Annotated in this window: 8 protein-coding genes; 4 read left to right on the forward strand and 4 right to left on the reverse strand. The window is 69.6% G+C overall.

Annotation, left to right across the window (positions count from 1 at the left end; translation table 11 throughout):
- Positions 1-77 precede the first annotated feature (77 nt).
- Positions 78-2,387, forward strand: a complete 2,310-nt coding sequence (locus OG580_RS27490) for a DUF2786 domain-containing protein (protein ID WP_267046328.1) — start codon at positions 78-80, stop codon at positions 2,385-2,387.
- Here the strand turns inward: OG580_RS27490 and OG580_RS27495 are convergent.
- Positions 2,377-2,799 carry an ATP-binding protein gene (locus OG580_RS27495; RefSeq protein ID WP_267046329.1) on the reverse strand — a complete coding sequence of 141 codons (423 nt, stop codon included), beginning with the start codon at positions 2,797-2,799 and terminating at the stop codon, positions 2,377-2,379. The two genes, OG580_RS27490 and OG580_RS27495, sit on opposite strands and share 11 nt — an antisense overlap.
- 205 nt (positions 2,800-3,004) lie before the next feature.
- On the opposite strand from OG580_RS27495, the gene OG580_RS27500 reads away from it, so the two are divergent.
- Together OG580_RS27500 and OG580_RS27505 are read left to right on the forward strand one after the other, a co-directional pair.
- Positions 3,005-3,844, forward strand: a complete 840-nt coding sequence (locus tag OG580_RS27500) for a helix-turn-helix transcriptional regulator (RefSeq protein ID WP_267046330.1) — start codon at positions 3,005-3,007, stop codon at positions 3,842-3,844.
- Complete coding sequence (locus OG580_RS27505) at positions 3,841-4,026, forward strand: DUF397 domain-containing protein (protein ID WP_267046331.1); 186 nt, start codon at positions 3,841-3,843, stop codon at positions 4,024-4,026. Before OG580_RS27500 ends, OG580_RS27505 begins: the two co-directional genes overlap by 4 nt.
- A 40-nt stretch (positions 4,027-4,066) precedes the next feature.
- On the opposite strand, the gene OG580_RS27510 is transcribed toward OG580_RS27505, so the two are convergent.
- From OG580_RS27510 to OG580_RS27520, 3 genes are read right to left on the reverse strand one after another with little or no spacing between them, the layout of a single operon-like run.
- Positions 4,067-8,227 (reverse strand): DNA methyltransferase, encoded by a 4,161-nt coding sequence (locus tag OG580_RS27510; protein ID WP_267046332.1) that lies wholly within the window; start codon positions 8,225-8,227, stop codon positions 4,067-4,069.
- Positions 8,227-11,148, reverse strand: coding sequence for a DEAD/DEAH box helicase (locus OG580_RS27515; RefSeq protein ID WP_267046333.1), 2,922 nt, complete (start codon positions 11,146-11,148; stop codon positions 8,227-8,229). Before OG580_RS27515 ends, OG580_RS27510 begins: the two co-directional genes overlap by 1 nt.
- A gap of 29 nt (positions 11,149-11,177) precedes the next feature.
- Positions 11,178-17,498: a protein kinase gene (locus OG580_RS27520; protein ID WP_267046335.1), complete on the reverse strand. Its 6,321-nt coding sequence runs from the start codon at positions 17,496-17,498 to the stop codon at positions 11,178-11,180.
- Between the two features lie 185 nt (positions 17,499-17,683).
- Here OG580_RS27520 and OG580_RS27525 point away from each other — a divergent pair, with 185 nt between their 5' ends.
- Complete coding sequence (locus OG580_RS27525; RefSeq protein ID WP_267046336.1) at positions 17,684-19,774, forward strand: RNA polymerase sigma factor RpoD/SigA; 2,091 nt, start codon at positions 17,684-17,686, stop codon at positions 19,772-19,774.
- Positions 19,775-19,813 lie beyond the last annotated feature (39 nt).

Genomic DNA, 19,813 nt, shown 5'->3' on the forward strand with positions numbered 1-19,813 from the left:
GTAAGGAAGACTAGGCGGCCGCACTGACAGCAGGGGGCCGTTGGGTGGGGCCGGGAAGCCCCGGGGGAGGGGAACACATGCGTTATCGGAGCCCGGAATCGCCGGCGGAGCGGGCTTTCAGGGAGTCCAGGGAGGAATGGCTCGAAGCCCGCGTCCATGACCTGGCTGACGTCCTGGAGACGGCCGGCGCCCAGCTGTACAGACTGCTCCCCTCCGACTTCGGCGATCAGCGCCGCGTGGCCGCTGCCACGATCGCGCGTGTGGCGGCGGACCGTGCACGGGCCCGGTCCGTGGGCGACACGGTTCGCTGGCTGGAGCGTCTGATGCCGGGCGCTCAGCCCCACGACTTGACGGATTCGGTGCGGGAGCTGCGTGCCCGCCTCGCACCCGGTGACGAACCCGCCCTGTGGTCCTGGAACGCCGGGGCCTGGGAGGAGATGCTGTTGTGGTGGTGGTGGCGGAGCCAGCGCCGCACCGGAGAAATGGAGCGGGACTACGCCGGATGGCGCTCACGCTGGTCGGCAGACGTCCCGTGGGACGGCCCAGTGGATTTCCCCCAGCGGGCACCGCGCCGCCACGGCCGGGAACTCCTCACCCTGGCCGAGTTCTTCACCCACGAGCCCGAACCTCTGAGCCTCCTCGCACGAGCCGTGCTCGACGCGCCGGAGACGGCCGCGACGGTCCAGGACGTCGTCCTCCTGCGTGAGGAGCACCTCCAAGGTGCCGGACACCTGCTGTGGCTGGCCGAGCAGCAGGCGTGCGCCGAGGAGCTCGAAGCCTGGCGGCGCAAGCAGCAGGCGAGCGGCTCGGAAGCGACACGCGCCTTCCTCGCGGAGCTGTCCGAAGCGGTCAAGAGGTACATGTCCGTCGTCCTCCAGCCCGTGATCTCCGCGCTGTCCGGCTGTGAGCGCGCCCTTCTGAGCCACAGCAAGCGCGGCCCATGGCGGTCCGCCGACGACTACCTGGGCGCCTTCCTCGACTTCCTCGACTGGCAGGGCCGAGCCCCGGACGACACCCAGGTCGAGCGGCAGGCCACGGAACTCGCGGACCAAGGCAGGACCACCTGGCACGGGATGGAGGGCTCCCTTCCGGTCTGGTACCACATCGTCACGTCCCCGCAGGAGAGAGCGGCGGCGAAGGCGTACTCGGGAGCGCCGTCCGCATCCGTCCTGCGCGTCAGGACCGGTGCGCCGGTGCAGGCTTCCTTCGACCTCTTCTCGATGGACCTGTGGAACGAGTCGGGCGAGCCCGAGGCCGAGTGGTACCCCGAGCCCGGAATCGACATCCACTACGACGGCGACAGCGCGTTCGACCTCGGTGCACTGCTCGCCGTCGCACGACTCGGCTACGCACGCCTGGAGTTCCTCGCCGTGGGGGCCGACGGAGGAGTCCAGCGGCTGCGTACGGTCCTCGCCCGCGTACGGGAGGAGGACACCCCGGCCTGGCGGAGGTGGGCACTGGCGTCCCTCGCGGTACTCGCCCCCGAGCCCGACGACCTGGCCGACGCGATCACCCGGCAGGACGACGACGGAGCCGACCACGGCGCGGACGACGACGAAGGCTGGGACGACTACGAAGACCCGGAGGTGCGACGGACTCCCGAGGAGCACGTCGCACGTCCCGCCGCCGGTGGCCTGCCGCCCGCGCTCCTCGGAAAGGTCAGGGCGCTGCTCCGGCAGGCCGAGGACTCCAGCGTCACAGAGCAGGAGGCCCGTACGTTCCTCGACAAGGCCACCGAGCTGATGGCCAAGTACGGCATCGAGCAGGCCATGCTCGACGACGTGTCCGATCCGGGCAAGCCGGTGGACAAGGTCGTCGATCTGTATGCCCCGTACGTCAAGGAGGCCCGGCGGCTGCTCAGCTGGATCGCGGGGGAGATGCGGTGCAGCGCCGTGTACCCCGGCGGCAAGGACAACCGGCACCGGGTGCACCTGTTCGGCTTCGAGGCGGACCTCCACGCGACCGAAGTTCTGTTCACGAGTCTGCGCTTCCAGATGCTGAGGGGGGCGGACGTCGCCGATGCGCTGCACCGGCCGGAGGGCGAGGACGCGCGCGCGTACAAGCGGTCCTGGATGCTCGGCTTCATCCGCGAGGTCACCACCCGCATCGGCGCGGCCCAGCGGGCGGCGAGGGCAGCTGCCGACACCAAGCAGCAGACCGACCCCCTGGGAGCGGACTCGGCCGGACGCAGCGTGGCCCTGGTCCTCGCGGACCGCTCCGCCGTCGTCCAGGCCCAGGTCTCCGCCCGCTACCCGAAGCTCGGCAAGACCCGCCCGACCAAGTTCAAGGGCACGGGCTACTGGCAAGGGGTGGCCGACGGGAAACACGCCGAGATCGGCGGGCCGGCCTTCGCTGACGAGGACGACATGGACCAGCTCACCCACTGAGGCCGGTCAGGGAGCCGGGGGCCAGGGAGATTGCTGCCCACACTGTCTTGCCGCCCGGGGGGAACGGGACCACGCCCCACCGGTCGGCGAGCCCGTTCACCAGCAGGAGCCCTCGACTGCCCTCACCGTCGGTCGTGCCCTCCGGCAGCGCCGGCAGGCGGTCGCCCCGCGCGTCGGTGACCTCGATGTGAAGGGCGCGGGGCATGCCGCCGAGCAGCAGCCGGAGCCGGAATCCGCGCCCAGGCACCGGCACCCGCCCGTGCAGTACGGCGTTGGCGGCGAGCTCGGCGACGATCTGCTCGGCACGCTCGGTGACGTCCGGCGGAACGTTCCAGGTACGGAGCTCCGTCACCGCGAGCAACCGGGCGAGCCGGGCGCCCCTTCGAGTACCGGAGAGCAGCTGGCTGAACATGGGTTCAGTGGGGGGTGCTTGAGTCGCTGTGCGGTTCATGGTGACCACGGTGGTGGCCGTGCGGGGTCGTACGCGAGTGAGGCGCCCCGTACGCGTGGTCAGCGTACGGGCACAGTGGGTAGACAGTACGGGGCGTCGACCGTCACTCTGGGTGAATCCATCGCGGGGGAGGGCTCGCGGGGTGCGCACGTGGAGGTGGCTGTACATGGCGGTGCACGGCGGCGACGGGGAGCGGGAGCCGGACCCCTCCGACAGCCTGCGGACGTTCGGAGCGGTCGTCCAGGCCCTGAGAGAGCACGCGGGCCTGAGCCGTACGGAGTTCGGGACGCTGATCCGGTTCTCCAAACACACCGTCGAGTCGGTGGAGCTGGGCCGCCGCATGCCGGACGAGGTGTTCGTGGAGCGGGGGGAGGTCGCTACCGGCAACACGGGCGCGCTGAGGAAGTCGGCGCAGCATCTGTCGCGGGGCGAGCCGGGCTTGGCGGCGTGGTTCCGGCGGTGGGCGCGGTTGGAGCGGGTGGCGGTGAGCCTGTGTACGTACGAGTGCAGGTTGGTGCCGGGGTTGTTGCAGTCGGAGCCGTACGCGCGGGCGGTCTTCGAGGGCACCATTCCGCTGGTGCCGGACGAGCAGGTGGAGGTACTCGTCGCCGCCCGTCTTGAGCGTCAGAAGATGCTCCGCGAGCGGCCGATCGTACCGTTCAGCTTCATCGTGGAGGAGCACGTCTTCCGGCGCCGGTTCGGTGACGTGGAGAGGGTGCGGGAGCTGCTCGACTACGTGCTTGAGCAGACCGCTCTGCGTAACGTGACGCTCCAGATTGTGCCGCAGGAAGCTGGGTTGCACGCGTGCCTGGATGGGCCGGTGCGACTGCTGGAAACGTCGGAGAGGCGCAGGTTCGCATACTCCGAAGGGCAGCAGAACGGGCGGCTGATCAGCGACCCGAAAGAGGTGAACCTCCTCCAGCAGCGCTATGACACACTGCGCTCGCAGGCCCTGAATCGCAAGGAATCACGGGGGCTGCTGGAGCGACTGCGAGGAGAGCTATGAGTACGACGGAACGCGTCTGGTTCAAGTCCAGCTACAGCGGGAGCCAGGGAGACGACTGCGTGGAGGTCGCCGTCACCGAACAGGCCATCCACGTACGTGACTCCAAGGACCTGACGCGCCCCGACTTCTCCGTCGGCCGCGACGGTTGGAAGCAGTTCGTACGGTACGCCGCGCGCGGCTGAGCCCCCGTCTGGTGGGCCCAGCCGCACTGGCGGCGACGGCTCAGCCGGCCTCGGGCCGGGCCTCGTGTCGAGGCCCCTGGCCCGGGGGCGGCGTGAGGGTCGACGTGTAGTTCTTGCCGTCGATCAGAGGCGTCTCCATGGTGAGACCGGCCTCGGCCATGCGGTCGTACTCGGCGAGAACGAGGCGCTTGGTGCGGTACTCGCCGTACTTGCCGATCTCGTTGTTCTTGAGCCCGCCGTTCTCGGTCTGGAAGGACTCCAGGATGTACTCGGCGTCCTCGCGCGAGACTCCGTAGAGGTGGAAGAAGTACGCGTCGAGCTCGGCGCGGATCTGGGTGCGGCGGTCTTCGTTCCAGGCGAAGGGTACGCCGGTGTCGCCGAGGTCGATGGCCAAGGGCTCCATCTCCCAGGAGGAGTAGACAAGTTCGAGTAGGCGCGGGGTGATGAAGGCGGTGTGTGGGGTCAGGTCGTCAGGGTGCGGGACGGGGAGCTGTTTCCACGTCATGAGACCCATGTGGATTCCGCTGATCTTCTGGCGGGCAACGAAGTCGAAAACCAGTGAGCTCTGTGCTGAGGCCAAAGCGGCGGCCTGGTCGGCGGGGACGTCGGGAAGCATCAACGGGTAGGAGTTGCCTACTGCCACCCGCGGTAGGAACGCCGGAATGGCTGTCCGCTCATCTGTCGTCCGGGCGACGTCGCGCCAACCGAGCAGCCAGTCTCGCTCCCACCCCAGTTCCTTCAGGCGGAGGTCTACGCCCGCGATCGTGATCGCTTTTCCCTTGCGCATGGTAGGGATGCGTCCGCTCTTCTGGATCCACTGACGCGGCTCAGCTACACCGTAAGGATCCTCTTTCGTTTCTACAGGAACCCGCTCGTAATCGTCGTTGCCCAGGCCGTAGTAGCGATTCCAGCGGTGGTCAAAGAGGTGTGCCATTTTCGCGTCGTACAGCGGCTGCAGTCGCTCCTCCTTGCGAGCGAACACGTTCCCCTCTAGCTGCCAGCCTTCCGCCTCCAATGCTGAGCGATCTCGGAACAAGTCTGAGTCATCAGTGAGGTTGAAAAGGTGCTTGAAAGTGACATTCCAGGGATTGCCATCCCTGCGGCCCTCCTCGACCAACACAGGGAACCGGCGGTGGATGGCGGCTGTGAGGTCGGCATCCCTTCGCGTCCGAAAGACCGGCAGCGTACCCGTGTTCGGGTTGATGAGCGCGATCTCTTCGGGGGACAGAGCGAAGACGGTTCCACCCTGAGCGAGTTCGTCCGGGTGGCCCAGGAAGAACGCAAACTGCGCAGCCTCCTCCGTCATGCCGCGTCCGGTCAGTGAGATAAGCGCGAACTGGTAGCTGGAGTGGACCGCAGGAAAGAGCCTTTCCCGCCTGCCGTTCTCGAAGTCGTACAGGTGCTTCACCGCACCCCGCTGCGTCAAGTCCTGGAACAGGAACTGCGCGCCCGCGCCTGTGGCGATCGCAGTCGGGACGACCGTCCCGCAACGTCCCTCGGGAGCCGTCACGGCCACGAACCGTTCCGTGAACAGCTGATCCGTCTGTAGGGAGTTGACGCCCTTGATCGAGAGCCCCCTCCGCAGTTGCGGATACGCACCCGAAGACCCCAAGAACAGGAACGACGACTTAACCTTGCGCTTGTCTGTGAAGTAACGTGCGCCCTCCTCGGGATGCTGGTCAGCCCATTCTGCGATCGCCGTGCGCCTAGCTGTGCCCGAGATCTCCGCCAGCGAAGGCTCGACTACGCTGAAATATTCCTGGTCCTTAAAGTCGACCTTGTCCCACGGCGGATTCCCCAGCACACAGCTGAAGCCCCCCGCCCACCCCGTCACCGGATCAACCCCCTCCGCCGCCGGGTCCTCCGGCACGTTGAAGATCTCCGGGAACTCCAGGTGCCAGTGGAAGAACCGGTACTCCTTGCTCAGCCGTCCGATCTCGCGGTGCGTCTCCTTCAGCGCGCCCGCTCCCTCGCCCTCCGTCGACTGGAGCGACTTGAACACGCCCTGGGTGACCGGCGCCGGGGCCGTGTCCGTCTTCTCCCACATGAACGCGGCGCACCAGGCGTCGGCGATCTTCAGGGCGTTGGTGTACTCGGGGGACTGCTCCCACCGGTGGTAGCGCTCCGCAAGCGCCCGGACCTGGCCCAGCTTCTCCGTCGGCGAGCTGTCCACGAGGGTCCGCAGCTCCGAGGCGAACGTCGCGTTCGTCACGCTCACCAACGCGTCGGCCTCGGCGTCGAGCGTGAAGACGCCCTTGTGCTGTTCCTTGTTCTCCCGCTGCCATCTGCGGGCGACGGCGGCATCGTCACCCTCCACCGCCTTGAACGCCTCCTCGGGGATTCCGCCCCGCAGCAGCGCGGGCGTCGCTCCGATCAGGCCGTTCCCCAGCTTGACGTGCGCGTCGAGGAAGCCGAGCGCCTTGCCCGGTTCCAGGGCCTCCATCCACAGGGACACCTTGGCCAGTTCCACGGCCATCGGGTTGAGGTCGACGCCGTACACGCACTTCGCCACGACCTCGTGGAGGGCGTGCCGCACGCTCTCCGGCGTGGGCTCCGGCGTGTTGTGGCGTACCGCCGCCACCCGCTTGGCGATACGCCGTGCCGCCGAGACCAGGAAGTGGCCCGAGCCGCAGGCCGGGTCGCAGACGGTCAGGGTCAGCAGTTCGGCGATGATCGTCTCGGCCGCTTCCGCGCCCGTCTGACGGGCTTCGGCGGCCCGCCGCTCGCCACGCTCCTGGGCCTTGTCGATCACCGGGTCGAGCGTCGAGTCGAGGAGGACGTCGACGAGGGAGCTCGGCGTGTAGTACGAGCCGGTCTTCTTGCGCTCGTTGCCCGCTCGTACGACCAGTTCGAAGGAGGGGTTCTCGGCGCTGTACTTGGGCACGAGGGCGAGCAGCGATTCGTAGATCGCACCCAGTTCCTCGGCGTCAAGGGTGCGGTAGTCGACCTTCCGCAACCGGCCGGCCTCCGTGTCCCGTACGACGGAGAGATGCCGTATGGCGGCGAGCAGGTACTCGTTGGAGAGGCTCATCCCGCGCAGAGGGGCGTCCGCGTCCGTCGCGTCGAAGAGGCCGCCCAACCCCGGCAGACCGAGCTCCGGACGTCCCGCCTCGTCACCGAGGGCGTCCAGGACCAGGGAAAGGGCCTGGTACCGGTCCGTGTGCGAGGTGCCACGGCGACGGCGGGAGTGCTCGCGCAGCCGGGAGGTGGAGAAGTAGGCCGCGTACCGCTGGCGTGCTTCCAGGGTCGCCTCTGGCGGATGCAGAGCGTCGCGGTCCTCGGCGACGAAGACGAAGAGGAGACGGTAGACCAGCCTGAGCAAGGCGCCGTGGAAGGCGTCGACCTGGACGCCGTCCCGTACGGCGGCGGCGTTGGCCGGATGCTTCAGGAATCCCGTACCGAGCTCCTTGAGCGCCTGCCGTACGCCTTCGCTTATGTCGTCCAGGAAGCGCGCGCCGAGGCGGATCGCCGCGTCCCGCCAGACTTCCAGCCAGCAGTTCCACTGCGTCGGGGCGCCGTCGGGGGAGCTGAACCGGGAGGCGTGCAGCAGCCGGTACAGCAGGACGAACTCGCTGAACAGTTCGCCGTCGAAGATCGCCTCCAGGTCGAACTCGACGTACGACGTGGTGGCGAGCGCGTTGGAGTCGCGCAGTAGGCGGACCTTGCGGCCGTTCGTGAGCAGGGCCCAGATGTGCGGGTCCGTGCGGTTCAAAGCCTCCTGGAGGAGCGACTGTGGTGCCGCCACCCCCGCACCCTGACGCTTGTCGAACTTGGTGTCCCAGGCGGTGATGTGCACGAGCGTGTTGTCGCGGCGGTGGCTGACCGCCCACGTCTTGCTGCCGTCGGAGGCGACGATGCCGTCCGGCCCGACCGGGTTGAGGCGACCGAACCCGAGGGCCTCGAAAAGGGGCTCCATCCAGTTGGCGCGGGCGTAGCCAGTGCTGTCGGCGCGTACCGACGCCTCGGGTTCGGCGGGGAGCTTCTCGCGCAGCTCGCGCCACAGTGACTTGAGGTTGTCCCAGTGGCGCTCGGCCTCGTCGCGGACGGACCGCGAGCCGGCGATGCGGTAGTCGGAAGGGGCGAGACCCCGCAGGTCCTTGGAGGACTTGGCCTCGGAGATGCGGACCAGCATGTCGGCCGGCAGCAGCGCGCCGACCGTGTGGACGGCGGTGAACACCTGGTTGCGGTTCGTGGAGGACATCAGGCGGACACTCCGGCGGAAGCGGCCGCGACGGCGGCGGGAGCAGCGGGCAGGTAGACGTATGTGCCGAGGATGTCGGCGGGCTTCTGGGCCGTGACCGTCAGGCCTCGGACGATCTCGCCCGACGCGGCGCGGACCCGGCGGTGCGAGGCGTCGAGTTCGGCGGCCAGCTCGTCGCCGAACGCCGCCACATGGTCGGCCACGCTCGCAAGCTGGTCGAGGATGTTGGTCATGGTGCGTTCGCCGAAGTGGGGGGCGGTGTTCTCCGTCGCCGAGGCGTCGAGGAGCTCCACGGCCTCCTGTTGTCCCAGCCAGACCGCCTTCTTGGGAGAGCCCTGGAAGGCGAGGAGGCGGGTGTCCTCGGCGATGAGCTGCTTCTCGCCGCTGCGGGAGGGCAGCGTGAGGTGGAAGCGGTAGCGGACGAGGAGAAGCGTCGTCCGGGTGGCCACTGCGTCCGTGGTGATGACGCCGCAGCGGCGGGCCGGGCGGGCGCCGTCCGCCTCCGGGTCGAGGGCGGTGTTCAGGACGTGCGCGGCGAGTGCGCCGACCACCGGGTCGGTGCGGACCAGAGCCGCCTCACCGCGTCCCACGGCCGGGTCGGCGCGGAAGGGGATGGGCCGGTCCTTGTCGACCGTGTCCATGCCGACGAGCGGCGCGAGTGCGTCCCGCAGCCCGGCGGGTGTGCCGCCGACCTGCGCGGTGAAGTCCTCGCCGCTGTCGCGCAGGACCGCGTTGAGGGCCTGGAGGGAGTGGCGTACGAAGGTGCGGATCTCGCCGGCGCCGCCCAGGGCCTCGCGGATCGCGACGACCTCCCGGGCCACCTCCTCGGGGTGGATGGAGCGCTGGGCGAACCGCGAGCGGGACTCCTTCTCCCGCTCGGCGGCCGAGTTCCAGTCGCTCTCCAGCCGCTCCGTGCTCACCTTGAACGCGTCCGCGCCGAACAGCGCGTCCTGGTCCTCCCGGCCGCGCATGAGAAGCCACTCGACGATCGCGTCCGTCACGCCCGTGGACATCTCGTCCGGAACGGACACCGAGATGCCCAGGTCCTTCTTGATCTGCCGGTGCTTCTTGATCAGCACCTCCAGGACCTTGCCGTCGATCCCGTTGTCCGCGCCGTAGAGGGTGATGACGCGGACCTCGTCCCGACGCTGGCCGTAGCGGTCGACGCGGCCCTCGCGCTGGTCGTGGCGGGTCGGATTCCAGGCGAGGTCGTAGTGGACGACGGCGTCGAAGTAGTGCTGGAGGTTGACGCCCTCGGAGAGACAGTCGGTGGCGACCAGGACACGGCGGGCGGCGGGGTCGTCGCCCGCCTGCTCGGCCAGCTTCTCGATCCGCTCGATGCGCTGCTGGGGCGAGAGCGTGCCGGTGACGGCCTCGACGGTCGCCTTGACGCCGCCCTTGTCCCTGAGCTTCTCGGCCACGTACTCGGCCGTGGGGATGTAGCGGCAGAAGACGATCGGGTGGTAGCCGTCGGCGAGCAGCGCCTTGAGGTGCTTGATCAGCGCCTTGAGCTTGAGGTCCTCTTCCGTTCCCTCCAGCTCGGCCGCCCGGTCGGCGAGCTCCTGCAGGCGGGCGCCGGCCTCGTCGGTCTCCGCGCCGGGGGCCACGTCCATGCCCTCCAGGCTGTCGCTGTCGGAGGCGTCACTGTTGAGGGGGGAACCGAGCCGGTCGGCCTCCTCGGCGGACGCGGCCACCGCCGCGGCCGAGCGCGTGCGCAGGGTCTGGGACGCCGCCCGCGGCGAGGACACGAGGGAACGGAGCAGGGCGATCGCCGACCACCAGGCGATCCGGGCCTCCCGCTTGCCCTGGGCGCCCGCCGCTTCGACCCGGTCGCTCGCGTAGGCGATGGCGTCGTCGAGCAGGGCTCGGTAGGCGGGGGACAGCTTGTACGTCTCGTCCTTGAAGTACCGGTCCGAGGGGAACGCGGTCCGCTCGGCCAGGCTGTCGTCGCCGAGCCCGTCCTCCTTGGTGAGGTACTGGCGCACGTCGGCCCGCTTGCGCGCCACGAAGTGCGGGGCGAGGAGCTTGCGTCCCGCCTCCGACTCCAGGTTCACCTGGGCGAGTTCCGGCTTGACCAGGCCGAGGAGGTTCCGGAACGCGGACTCCTTGCCGCTGTGCGGCGTCGCCGTCACCAGGACCAGGTGACGGGTCTCGTCCTCCGCGACCCGACGCAGCAGCTCGTAACGGAGCTGGTTCTGCGCCCCGGCCGACACGTCGTCGGCGGCCACACAGGTGTGGGCCTCGTCCACGATCACCAGGTCGGGGCAGTGGCGGACGAAGTCGTCCCGGTGACGCGGGGACTTGATGAAATCGGTCGACACGATCACGTTCGGGTGCCGGTCGAAGAGGGACTGGCCCAGGTCCAGATCGCGTTCGAGGCGGGAGACAGTGGAGGCCAGGACGAGCTCCGCGTCGATGCCGAACTTGGAGCGCAGCTCCTGCTGCCACTGCTCGGCGAGCGCGGGCGAGCAGAGCACGGCCAGGCCCGTGGCCTCGCCCTGGGCGAGGAGTTCGCTCGCGATCAGGCCCGCCTCGACGGTCTTGCCGATGCCGACGTCGTCCGAGATCAGCATCCGGACCGTCTTGTGCCGAAGCGCCATGAGGAGCGGCACGAGCTGGTACGCGCGAGGCTCCACCGCGATGCCGGCGAGTGAGCGGAACGGCCCCGCCCCGGACCGGAAGCCGATCCGCAGGGCGGTACGAAGAAGCCCGGCCGCGCGCTGGTCGCCGAGGTCGCCGGCCGCGGGCGCCGCGAACTCGGCCCCCTTGACCTCCTCGAACGCCGGGAACACCGCGGCGACGTCGTCGTCGGAGCCGCCCAGCGGACGCAGCACCAGCAGATCGGGCGCGCTCTCGGGGAGCACCACCCATTCGCGGCCGCGGGCCGTCACCAGGGATCCTGCCGTGTACGTGAATGTCATGTGGATCGTCGAGTCCTCGTGGTGAACGGTCAGTTGGCGGACGGGGTGCCGAAGTAGCGGGCGTGCGGGGCCACGATCTCGTCCCAGTCCGCGTCGTGCGGGAAGCGGACGAAGTCCCAGCAGGCATCCAGGAGCCGCTCCTGCGCGTCCTCGTCGCGCAGAGCGGTCGTCTCCGTGTCGGGGCCGTCGACGAAGACGGCGAGGTTCACCCCCGGAAGCCGGTACACGTAGTCGGCGAGGACGTTGGCCTCCGTGATCAGGGTCTCCTTCTCGTCCGGGAGACGGAGTCCGCGCGCGCTCAGCCAGGTCACCAGGTTCTCCTGGGCGATGGCCTCGGCCACCGCGGTCTCCACCGCCGTCGGCTCCTCCGGTGTCCGGTCGAGCAGTCGCCGGAACTGCTCGGAGCGTGACTCGCCCCGCGCGTCCTTCGTGGCCTTCGCCGAAGTCAGGCGGACCAGCGCCTCCCGTACCGTGTGCCGGTTGATCAGGGAATGGTTGAGCTGGTTGCCGTATGTCAGCAGGCATTCGTAGCAGCCGAGAGCGCACGGCCGGTCCGGGTGCGGTCCGCCCAGGTCCGTACCGTCCTCGTCGAAGTGGCAGATGGCCAGCGCGTGCCGGGCCGCCTTCGCCAGAGCATCCTTCTCGGCCTGGAGCCGGCGCAGCACCCCGGCGCCGCCCTCGGCGGCCTCCGTGAACAGGATGCGGCGCCGCGGACCGTCGTCCGGAGGCAGCAGCTCGCTGTTGAGCTCCGCGTCCTCCAGTTCGAACGCCGCCTCGATGCCCCGCTCCAGCGCGTACATGAGGGAGAGCGCGATCGGCTCGGGCAGGGCTTCGTCGAGCGTCACGACGAGGATGTTGCGGCGGTCCTCGACGTACGGGATGACGCGCTTCTTGCGGCGCCGCTCGTTGCCGTCCGCGTCGATCACCGGCAGCTCGCTGGAGTCGCCGGATGCGTCCGCCGCGTCACGGTCGTTCATCCACCGGCCGTCGGCCAGGTCCAGCCAGTAGCCCGCCGGCTCGTCGTTCTTGGCGCGGACCCGGCCGGTGTTGGTGATCCGTACCGTCGCCGAATCCCCGTAGGTGAGTTCGGCGATCGGAGCGCCCGAGGCGTCGGCGACGGCCGCGTTGAGCCGGCCCTTGCGGGCACCGCGGTCGTGGAAGCGGAACGAGGTCTCCAGCCTGAAGCCGGCGCGGCGCCGCTCCTCCTCGTCGGAGGAGATCCGCTCCCGGCGGGTCGTGTACACGGTGTGCAGCTGGAGCAGGCCGTACGTCGCCGAGCCGAGCGGCTCCTCGCACATCTCGCAGCGGTCGGCCCGGAGTTCCGGATCGTGGTGGTAGCCGCAGTGTGCGCACCGGCGGGCCTCGCTGGTGGCCAGGTCGCCGGAGGAGTCCGGCGGGAGCTGGATCCGCGTCACCTGGTAGCGGGCGCCCTCGTGGTAGATCAGGGCCCCCGGCCCGAACTCGCGGATGGCGAGGAAGCGGGGCCGCTGGAGGTAGTCGCCGTCGCCGCGCCGGCGGCCGACGGTCGGGATGTACGCGGCAAGGGGAAGACGCGGGAAGCTGTAACCGGGCAGGAAGCCCTCGGACGCCAGATAGCGGTACGGGTTGAAGTCCGAGAGGACCGACTTGCTGTCGGCGCTCTCGTTCATCAGCAGATTGAGCTGGGTCTCGGCCTCACGGCGCCGGGCGTTGGCCCGGATCCGGTCGCCCTCCGTAAGGCTGTAGTCGAGGCGGCGCCTGTTCTGGATGTACTGGTCGTCGAGCGCGGCCCTGAAGAGCTTGCGCCAGCGGTCGAACGCCTCGTCGAAGCGCCCCGCAACCGTCCGTACCCGGTCCTGGATCCACTCGTCGTACCACCAGGTCGTCTCCGAGAAGTCCCGCAGCAGCGGGCCGAGGACGCGCTGCGCGGAATCGACCGTACGATCCTGGGCCGTCCGGTCGAGAGAGGCGGCGAGGATCTCGGGATGGAGCCCCAGGGCGGGCGAAGGGCGCTCGCCGGTGTCCGGATAGGACACGTCGAGCACCTCCGGGATGGCACGGCCCAGCTTCAGGCCGGCCTCCGCGATCCAGATCCCCTGGAGGTGCGACAGGACCAGGTCCTCGTTGGCGAGATCCAGGCGGGGCGGTGCGACCGTGCCCGCCACCATCCGCTCCGAACGACGGAAGTAGTACTGGTCGTGGCTGTTGCCGGTCGCGCAGTACGTGGTGACGAGAGCGGGCTGCCCACTGCGGCCCGCACGGCCGGAGCGCTGGGCGTAGTTCGCCGGAGTGGGCGGCACGTTGCGCATCATCACCGCGTTCAGTGACGAGATGTCGACGCCCAGCTCCATCGTCGGTGAGCAGTACAACAGCTTCAGCTCCGCCTTGCGGAACGCCTCCTCGCGCTCCTCCCGCTCCTGCGGCGACACCTGTGCCGTGTGCTCGCGCGCGAACAGGCCGGACAGCGCACCGGCCGCGTCCTTGTACAGATCGCGGAAGAAGGTGTTGACGCGCGGACCGTCCCCGCTCTGGTACGTCCGCGTCAACGGGTCGTGCGTACCCGTCTCACCCTTGCCGGCACGCCAGATCAGGGACTGCGCCGCCACCCGGTAGCCGGTCGGGACGGGCGCGGTGGTGCGGCGGTAGCGGCCCGCTCGCTCGGGGGCGTCCGCGACCTCCTTGACGAGGCCCGCCGCGGTGAGGACCTTGAGGAGGTTCTCGATGACCAGCTGGAGGTCGTCGGTTTCGAGCCTCCTGAACGAGGTGTCCGCCCGGCCGAGGTACTTGCCGAACTTGCCGCGTGCGGACAGGAAGAGCGCCGAGCGGTCCAGGCCGCGGCGGGAGGGGTGGGGATAGGCGGTGCCGACCTTCGGGCGGTCCGAGGCGGACAGTACCCACGGGTCGATGAGACGCTCTTCGCTTGCCCGCTGCAGGGCGTCGAAGTCCTCCCGGAAGTAGGACACGTCGATGGCGAGAGAGCGGCGCATCTCGTTGAGGAGCGCCTTCATGATCTCGGCGCGCAGCGCGGGATCGGCTTCGCGTAGCACCTCATGCGTGCCGGCCCACCGGTCTTCCTTGGCGGCCACCCAGTCCAGGTCCTCGTAGTCGATCTCCAGGAGGCCGGTCTGCTCCAGGTTGGGCATGGTGATGCGCCAGCCACGCTCCAGATCCAGATAGAGCCGGAACGCGATCACGTCACGAAGGGTCTTGGCGGCATTGCGGGCGAGGGACGGTGCCAGATCGGTCTCGCCCGTGTAGTCGACCGGGTCGAGACCGAGCGCGCTGCCCACGAGGGACGCGAGGTCCTCGTGGTGGATGCCGTCCTCGCCCGCGTCGAGCGCCGCCCGGTACAACGCCCCGCGCAACTGCGTGATCTGGACGAAGTCGTTGAAGTGACCGGCCTGGAGCGAGGCGTCCTGCCGATTGTCGACGAAGGTGAGGAGCTTGCGCGCCTCCTTGTCGAGGAACTCCTCGGGAACCGACTTCAGCGACCGGACCACCGAGGCGGAGATCAGCGACGTCGCCGAGGAACGGCCCTCCTGGTCCAGCGTCGCCAGCTTCGCGAAGTCCTTGCCGCGGGTTTGCTCGTACGCCACTCCGCAGTGCAGACAGAACAGGAAGGGCGACGGGATGAACGCGGCCCGCAGCTCACCCTGACCCTCGTTCCCCCGCGGGTCCACGGTGACGGCATGCGGCATCCGGTCGCGGTACGACCTCTTGACGACCTCCTGCCCCCGGTCGTCCAGCTCCAGCCAGGATTCCGGCAGACGGCGGTCGTCCACCGCGTACTGGACGCCGGTGGGCCAGGGGCGGTCGTGGTCGACGTACAGGTAGCCGTCACCCTGCCGGCCGCCGGTCGCGGAGGTGTCCCGCCGTGCCTCGTAGCGGACCTCCCCGTCCTTCTCGGTGCGCCAGACCGTCAGGTACTCCTGGCCGCACTCGCGGCAGAACGCCAACGGCATCAGCAACTTGCCGCCGCTGTTCGGCTGTTCGAGCTGGTAGGAGCGGGTGAGGTGGCGGGTGAGCTTGTCCTCCAGGGTGACGTACACGGTGTCGCCCTTGGAGAGGAACTGGTGGAGCCGGAAGGCGAACAGCGGCCGCTCGGTCACCGGATGCCGGGCCTCGGACCCGGCCTCCAGGGTGGCGCGGATCGCCGCCACGCACTCCTTGGCGTCGACCCCGGAAGCCTCCGCGAGCTCCTGGGCCGCTTCCTCGATCTTCGCGGGCTGTTGGCGTACCAGCCGGCCCGCGTCCACGGCCAGGCCGAAACGGGTCTCGATCCAGCGGGCCAGCGGGTCCCGTACCAGATCCGCATAAGCACGGGGGGCCGCCGGTGCGCGCAGTCGCTCCGCCGCGACGGTGTCCGGCGCCTCGTCGGTGGCCCGGACCAGCGTCTCGACGATGACATTCCGAGGGTGGACCGGCGTACCGAAGAGAGTGGTGGCGGTGTCGGCGACGACCTTGCGCTGGTCGTCGACGGTGCCCTCGGTGGACATGGTGGCGGAGGTGCCGACGCACTGGAGACGCTGGGCCTGGCAGGCCTCGCGGACCCGGCGGATCAGCAGGGCGACGTCGGCGCCCTGCCGTCCGCGGTAGGTGTGCAGCTCGTCGAAGACGAGGAAGTCCAGTCCGCGGGCCATGCTGATGAGGCTGGCGCGGTCGGCCGGCCGGGTCAGCATTAGCTCGAGCATCACGTAGTTGGTGAGCAGGATGTCCGGCGGGTTGTCGCGGATCTCCTTGCGGCGCGCGTCGTCCTCCTGCCCGGTGTAGCGGGCGAAGGTGACCGGCTCGTGGTCGCTGCCGTAGCCGTCCCGGAGGTACTTCTCCAGTTCCTTCAGCTGACTGTTGGCGAGCGCGTTCATCGGGTACACGACGATCGCCCGTACGCGCTTGGCCGCCCGGGGCCCTCCGGCCTCCCGCTCCCGCAGCACCCGGTCGACGATCGGGACGATGTAGGAGAGAGACTTGCCAGAACCGGTGCCGGTGGTCAGGACGTACGAGTCGCCGGAGGCAGCGGCGTCGATCGCCTCGCGCTGGTGCTGGTGCAGGGTCAGCGGGCGCCCGTCGCACACGGTGCCGCCGGGGGTCTTGCGGGACTGGAAGATCTGGGCGCACTCACGGTGCAGCACACCCTGGCCCGCCAGCTCGACGACCGTGCCGCCGCTCGCGAAGAACGGGTTGAGGGACAGCCAGGGATCCGGCCACTGCGACTTGGCGTTGAGGTCGTCCTCGACGAACGCCGCGATTCGGTCGTCCCGGATGACGGTGCCGCCCTCGGTGAAGGAGCGGTAGTCCTCGATGAGCTTGTGATGCACACCGAAGACGTCCATGCCGGCCCCCGCGGCGGCGATGGCACGCGGGCGTTCCTCCACCACCGACGCTGCTGCCGTGGTCACCACGGCAGCGGTCGCTGGGCGGAACGTGCGGACGGGGTCGAGCGCACCCCAGTGGGGGAGCGCCGCCGTCTCGTCAGCGGGGTCCGTACCGTCCGCGGCGCAGGCCTCGTCGAGCAGGGGCAGCAGGGCGTCGCGTACGGCGACCGCGTCGGCGGGCCGCTCGGCGGGGTCCTTCGCAAGGAGCCGGTCCACCAGGCGGACGAGCCCGGAGGGCGTGACGGGCCGCGCGATCCGGACGGACGGGGGCACCTCTTCCACGTGCTTGCGCCCCAGCTCGTACGCGGAGCCGCTGGTGAACGGCGGGACGCCGGCCAGCATCTCGTACAGCACACAGCCGAGCGCGTACAGGTCGGCGGCCTGTGTCACCTGGCGGGCTTCGAACTGCTCAGGAGCCATGTAGCGGGCGGTGCCGACGCTGACGCCGGTGCTGGTGAGACGCGTCTCCTCCGGGTCGTCGGCGATCCGGCCCATGCCGAAGTCGAGGACCTTCACCGTGCCGCCCGTGACCAGCATGGTGTTCGCGGGCTTCAGGTCGCGGTGGACGACGCCCGCCATGTGTGCCGCGGCGAGTCCGGAGGCGATCTGCGCGCCGATCGCGACGGCCCAGGAGACGGGAAGCTGCCGCTCCTCCTCGATGAGGTCGCGGAGGGTCTCGCCGTCCAGGTACTCCATGACGAGGTAGGGGCGACCGCCGTCGGTCTCGTCGACACCGCCGTCGATGAGCCGCGTGAGGTTGGGGTGGTCCAGGCGACGCATGATCCGGACCTCGCGGGCGAACCGCTGGACGGCCTTGCTCTCGGGGCCGGTGTCGACCAGGGCACCGGAGCGGCGGCGGAGCACGGTCTTCACTGCGACGGTGCGCGCGGGGTCACCTTCGGTTCGGTGCAGGTCCTCGGCGCGGTGGACCTCCCCCATGTTCCCCGCCCCGATGGCTCCCGTCACACGGAAGCGTCCCCCGATCAGCCGCTCGCTCACTGCCGCCCCTCTCTTTCGCACGATGCCCCACTGTCATGGTCGCAGAGGCTAGGCATGCCCTCGTACGGCTCTCCACCTTCCGGGAAGGTACACATCTAACCCTCTTCTGTTCAACCGTTAACGCGTTGACATTGTCAACGCATTGCCTCTAGGGTTGTTTCGCAACGGGTGAGGGAGGGGTGGCGGTGGGGGAAGAACCTCGGCGCGAGCAGGACGCGGCCGGACTCCGGAACGCGCTTCGCGCGCTCTACGCCGAACTCGCAGCCGCGGCCGTGGGCGGCGTCCTCTCCGAGAGCGTGTTCCACGACCACGTCGGACACCTTGGTCTGACACAGGCCGAGCGGGAGCGTCTGCAGGACGAGCTGGCGCTCCTGGGATTGCACGTCCGACGGGAAGCGGAGCATGCAGACCACGACGAGCGCGACGCGGAAAAGGTTGTACGCGCGGTGCCGACAGCTCGGATCAGCACCGCCCATGCCCTGCTCGGCAGATACGCGGACGAGTGGGGCCGGGTGCGCGAGGAGACCGTGGAAGGCGTGGCCCGCCTTGCCGGACTGACGCCGGTCGAGACACGCGAGCTCCTGAGCGTGGCCGGATCGACCCGGCCCGCGATGCCGGACTCAGCCGTGGTCCCCTCCCCGGAGCCAGAGACCGAGTACGAGTACGACGCCGAACCTGAACTTGTCGAATGGGAGGAATCCGACTCGGCCCCCGACGGAACTACGTCACCTCCGGTCGACGTCGCACGTGCGGTTCACGCGGCCCACGTGGTGCTGAACGAGGACCGCTTCAACCGGCGCCCCGAGAAGCGCAGGCTCACCGCAGAAGAGGAAGTGGGCCTCGCCGTCCTGGTACGGGGAGGGGCGGGTCGGATCGGGGAACGGCCCACCGACGAGGAGATCGCCGCGTTGCCGACCACAGGCATCCGCGTCAGGGCGCGCGACTGCCTCGTCGTCCACAACCAGGGTCTCGCGCACAGCATCGCTCAGCGCCACGGCGGGCAGGGCCTCGACTACGAGGACCTGTTCCAACAAGGAGCCATCGGGGTCATGAAAGCGGCGCTGAGGTTCGACCCCGCCAGGGGCTACAAGTTCTCCACGTATGCCACCTGGTGGATTCGACAGTCGATCAGCCGGGCCATCGCGGACAAGGGGGCGGTCATCCGCATCCCGGTGCACCTCCACGAGCAGATCAGAAAGGTCGCCGTGGCAGAGCGGAAGCTGGAAGCTGAGGGGCGCCCGTGGCGGGCCGCGGACGTCGCCGTGGCCTGCGATCTGACGGTAAGCCGTGTGGAGGAGATCCGGCGGGTCAGCCAGCGGACCACATCGCTGGACCGGGTGATCGGAGACGGCGTGCACCTGGGCGACCTCGTCGCGCTCGATCGCCCGCTGCCCTCTGCGGAACACCTGGCGATGGAGGCAGCGAACCGCGCGTACCTGATGTCGCTGCTGGCCCGCTTCGGGCAGCGGGAGGCACGGATCCTGCTGCGCCGTACCGGGTTCGACGGCGGCGAGACGTCGACGCTGGACGAGCTCGGCAAGGAGTTCGGCGTCACCCGCGAACGCATCCGGCAGCTGGAGAAGAAGGCGTTCGGAGTGCTGCGCGAGATGCTGCGGGAGAGCGGGTTCGGCCCAGGGCACGCTGAGCCGCCGGACCCGAAACCCCGCAGGCGCAAGGCCCCGGCCCGCCGGATCGTCCGGCGTGGGACGAGCGCCGTCGTACCCGCCCCGCGCACACCCCATGTGCCTGAGGTGGTGGTGCCGGCACAGTCGTCGCTCTTCGAGGAGACCGCCCTCGGTCCGGCGGCGGAATCGCCCTCGGGCGAGGACGCGATCGGCGCGCCGCCGGACGTATCCGAGGCGTCGTGCGAACCAGGCGGACGGGAGCGAGTCCCAGCAGTGGACGAGGAACACGAGCGGCAGCTCGATGAGCTGGAGTCGATCCTGCTCAAGCGTGTCGACAGGGCCCTGCGCCGTCAGGAGCGCTCGCTGCGGAAGGAGGCCGATGATCGCCTGGCCGCCTATGTGGCCCGGATCAGTGCCTTGGAGGAGCGGTTACGCGGGGCGGAGTACGCCCTCGCTCGGCGGGAGGCCGCGCTCCAGGCAACGGAAGCCGAGGCGGCCGCCCAGGTCGAGGCCGTCGAACGATGGGCAGCCCAGCGGATCGCCGAGACCGAAGCCATCGAGCGTGACACTCACCTGCGGCTCGCGGAGCTGCAGAAGCGGCTCGAAGCCCTCGCAGGAGACCCCGGACGCCGGCCGCCGAGCGGCTGGTGACGCCACAGCTCATCTGCACCTCCTTCAACAGGCCCGCCC

It is taken from the genome of Streptomyces sp. NBC_00094 (assembly GCF_026343125.1).
GTDB lineage: Bacteria > Actinomycetota > Actinomycetes > Streptomycetales > Streptomycetaceae > Streptomyces.

Coding starts and splice junctions, on each gene's coding strand:
- OG580_RS27510 (WP_267046332.1), bottom strand. CDS start 8,227: ATGTCCTCCACGAACCGCAACCAGGTGTTCACCGCCGTCCACACGGTC.
- OG580_RS27500 (WP_267046330.1), top strand. CDS start 3,005: ATGGCGGTGCACGGCGGCGACGGGGAGCGGGAGCCGGACCCCTCCGAC.
- OG580_RS27515 (WP_267046333.1), bottom strand. CDS start 11,148: ATGACATTCACGTACACGGCAGGATCCCTGGTGACGGCCCGCGGCCGC.
- OG580_RS27505 (WP_267046331.1), top strand. CDS start 3,841: ATGAGTACGACGGAACGCGTCTGGTTCAAGTCCAGCTACAGCGGGAGC.
- OG580_RS27490 (WP_267046328.1), top strand. CDS start 78: ATGCGTTATCGGAGCCCGGAATCGCCGGCGGAGCGGGCTTTCAGGGAG.
- OG580_RS27495 (WP_267046329.1), bottom strand. CDS start 2,799: ATGTTCAGCCAGCTGCTCTCCGGTACTCGAAGGGGCGCCCGGCTCGCC.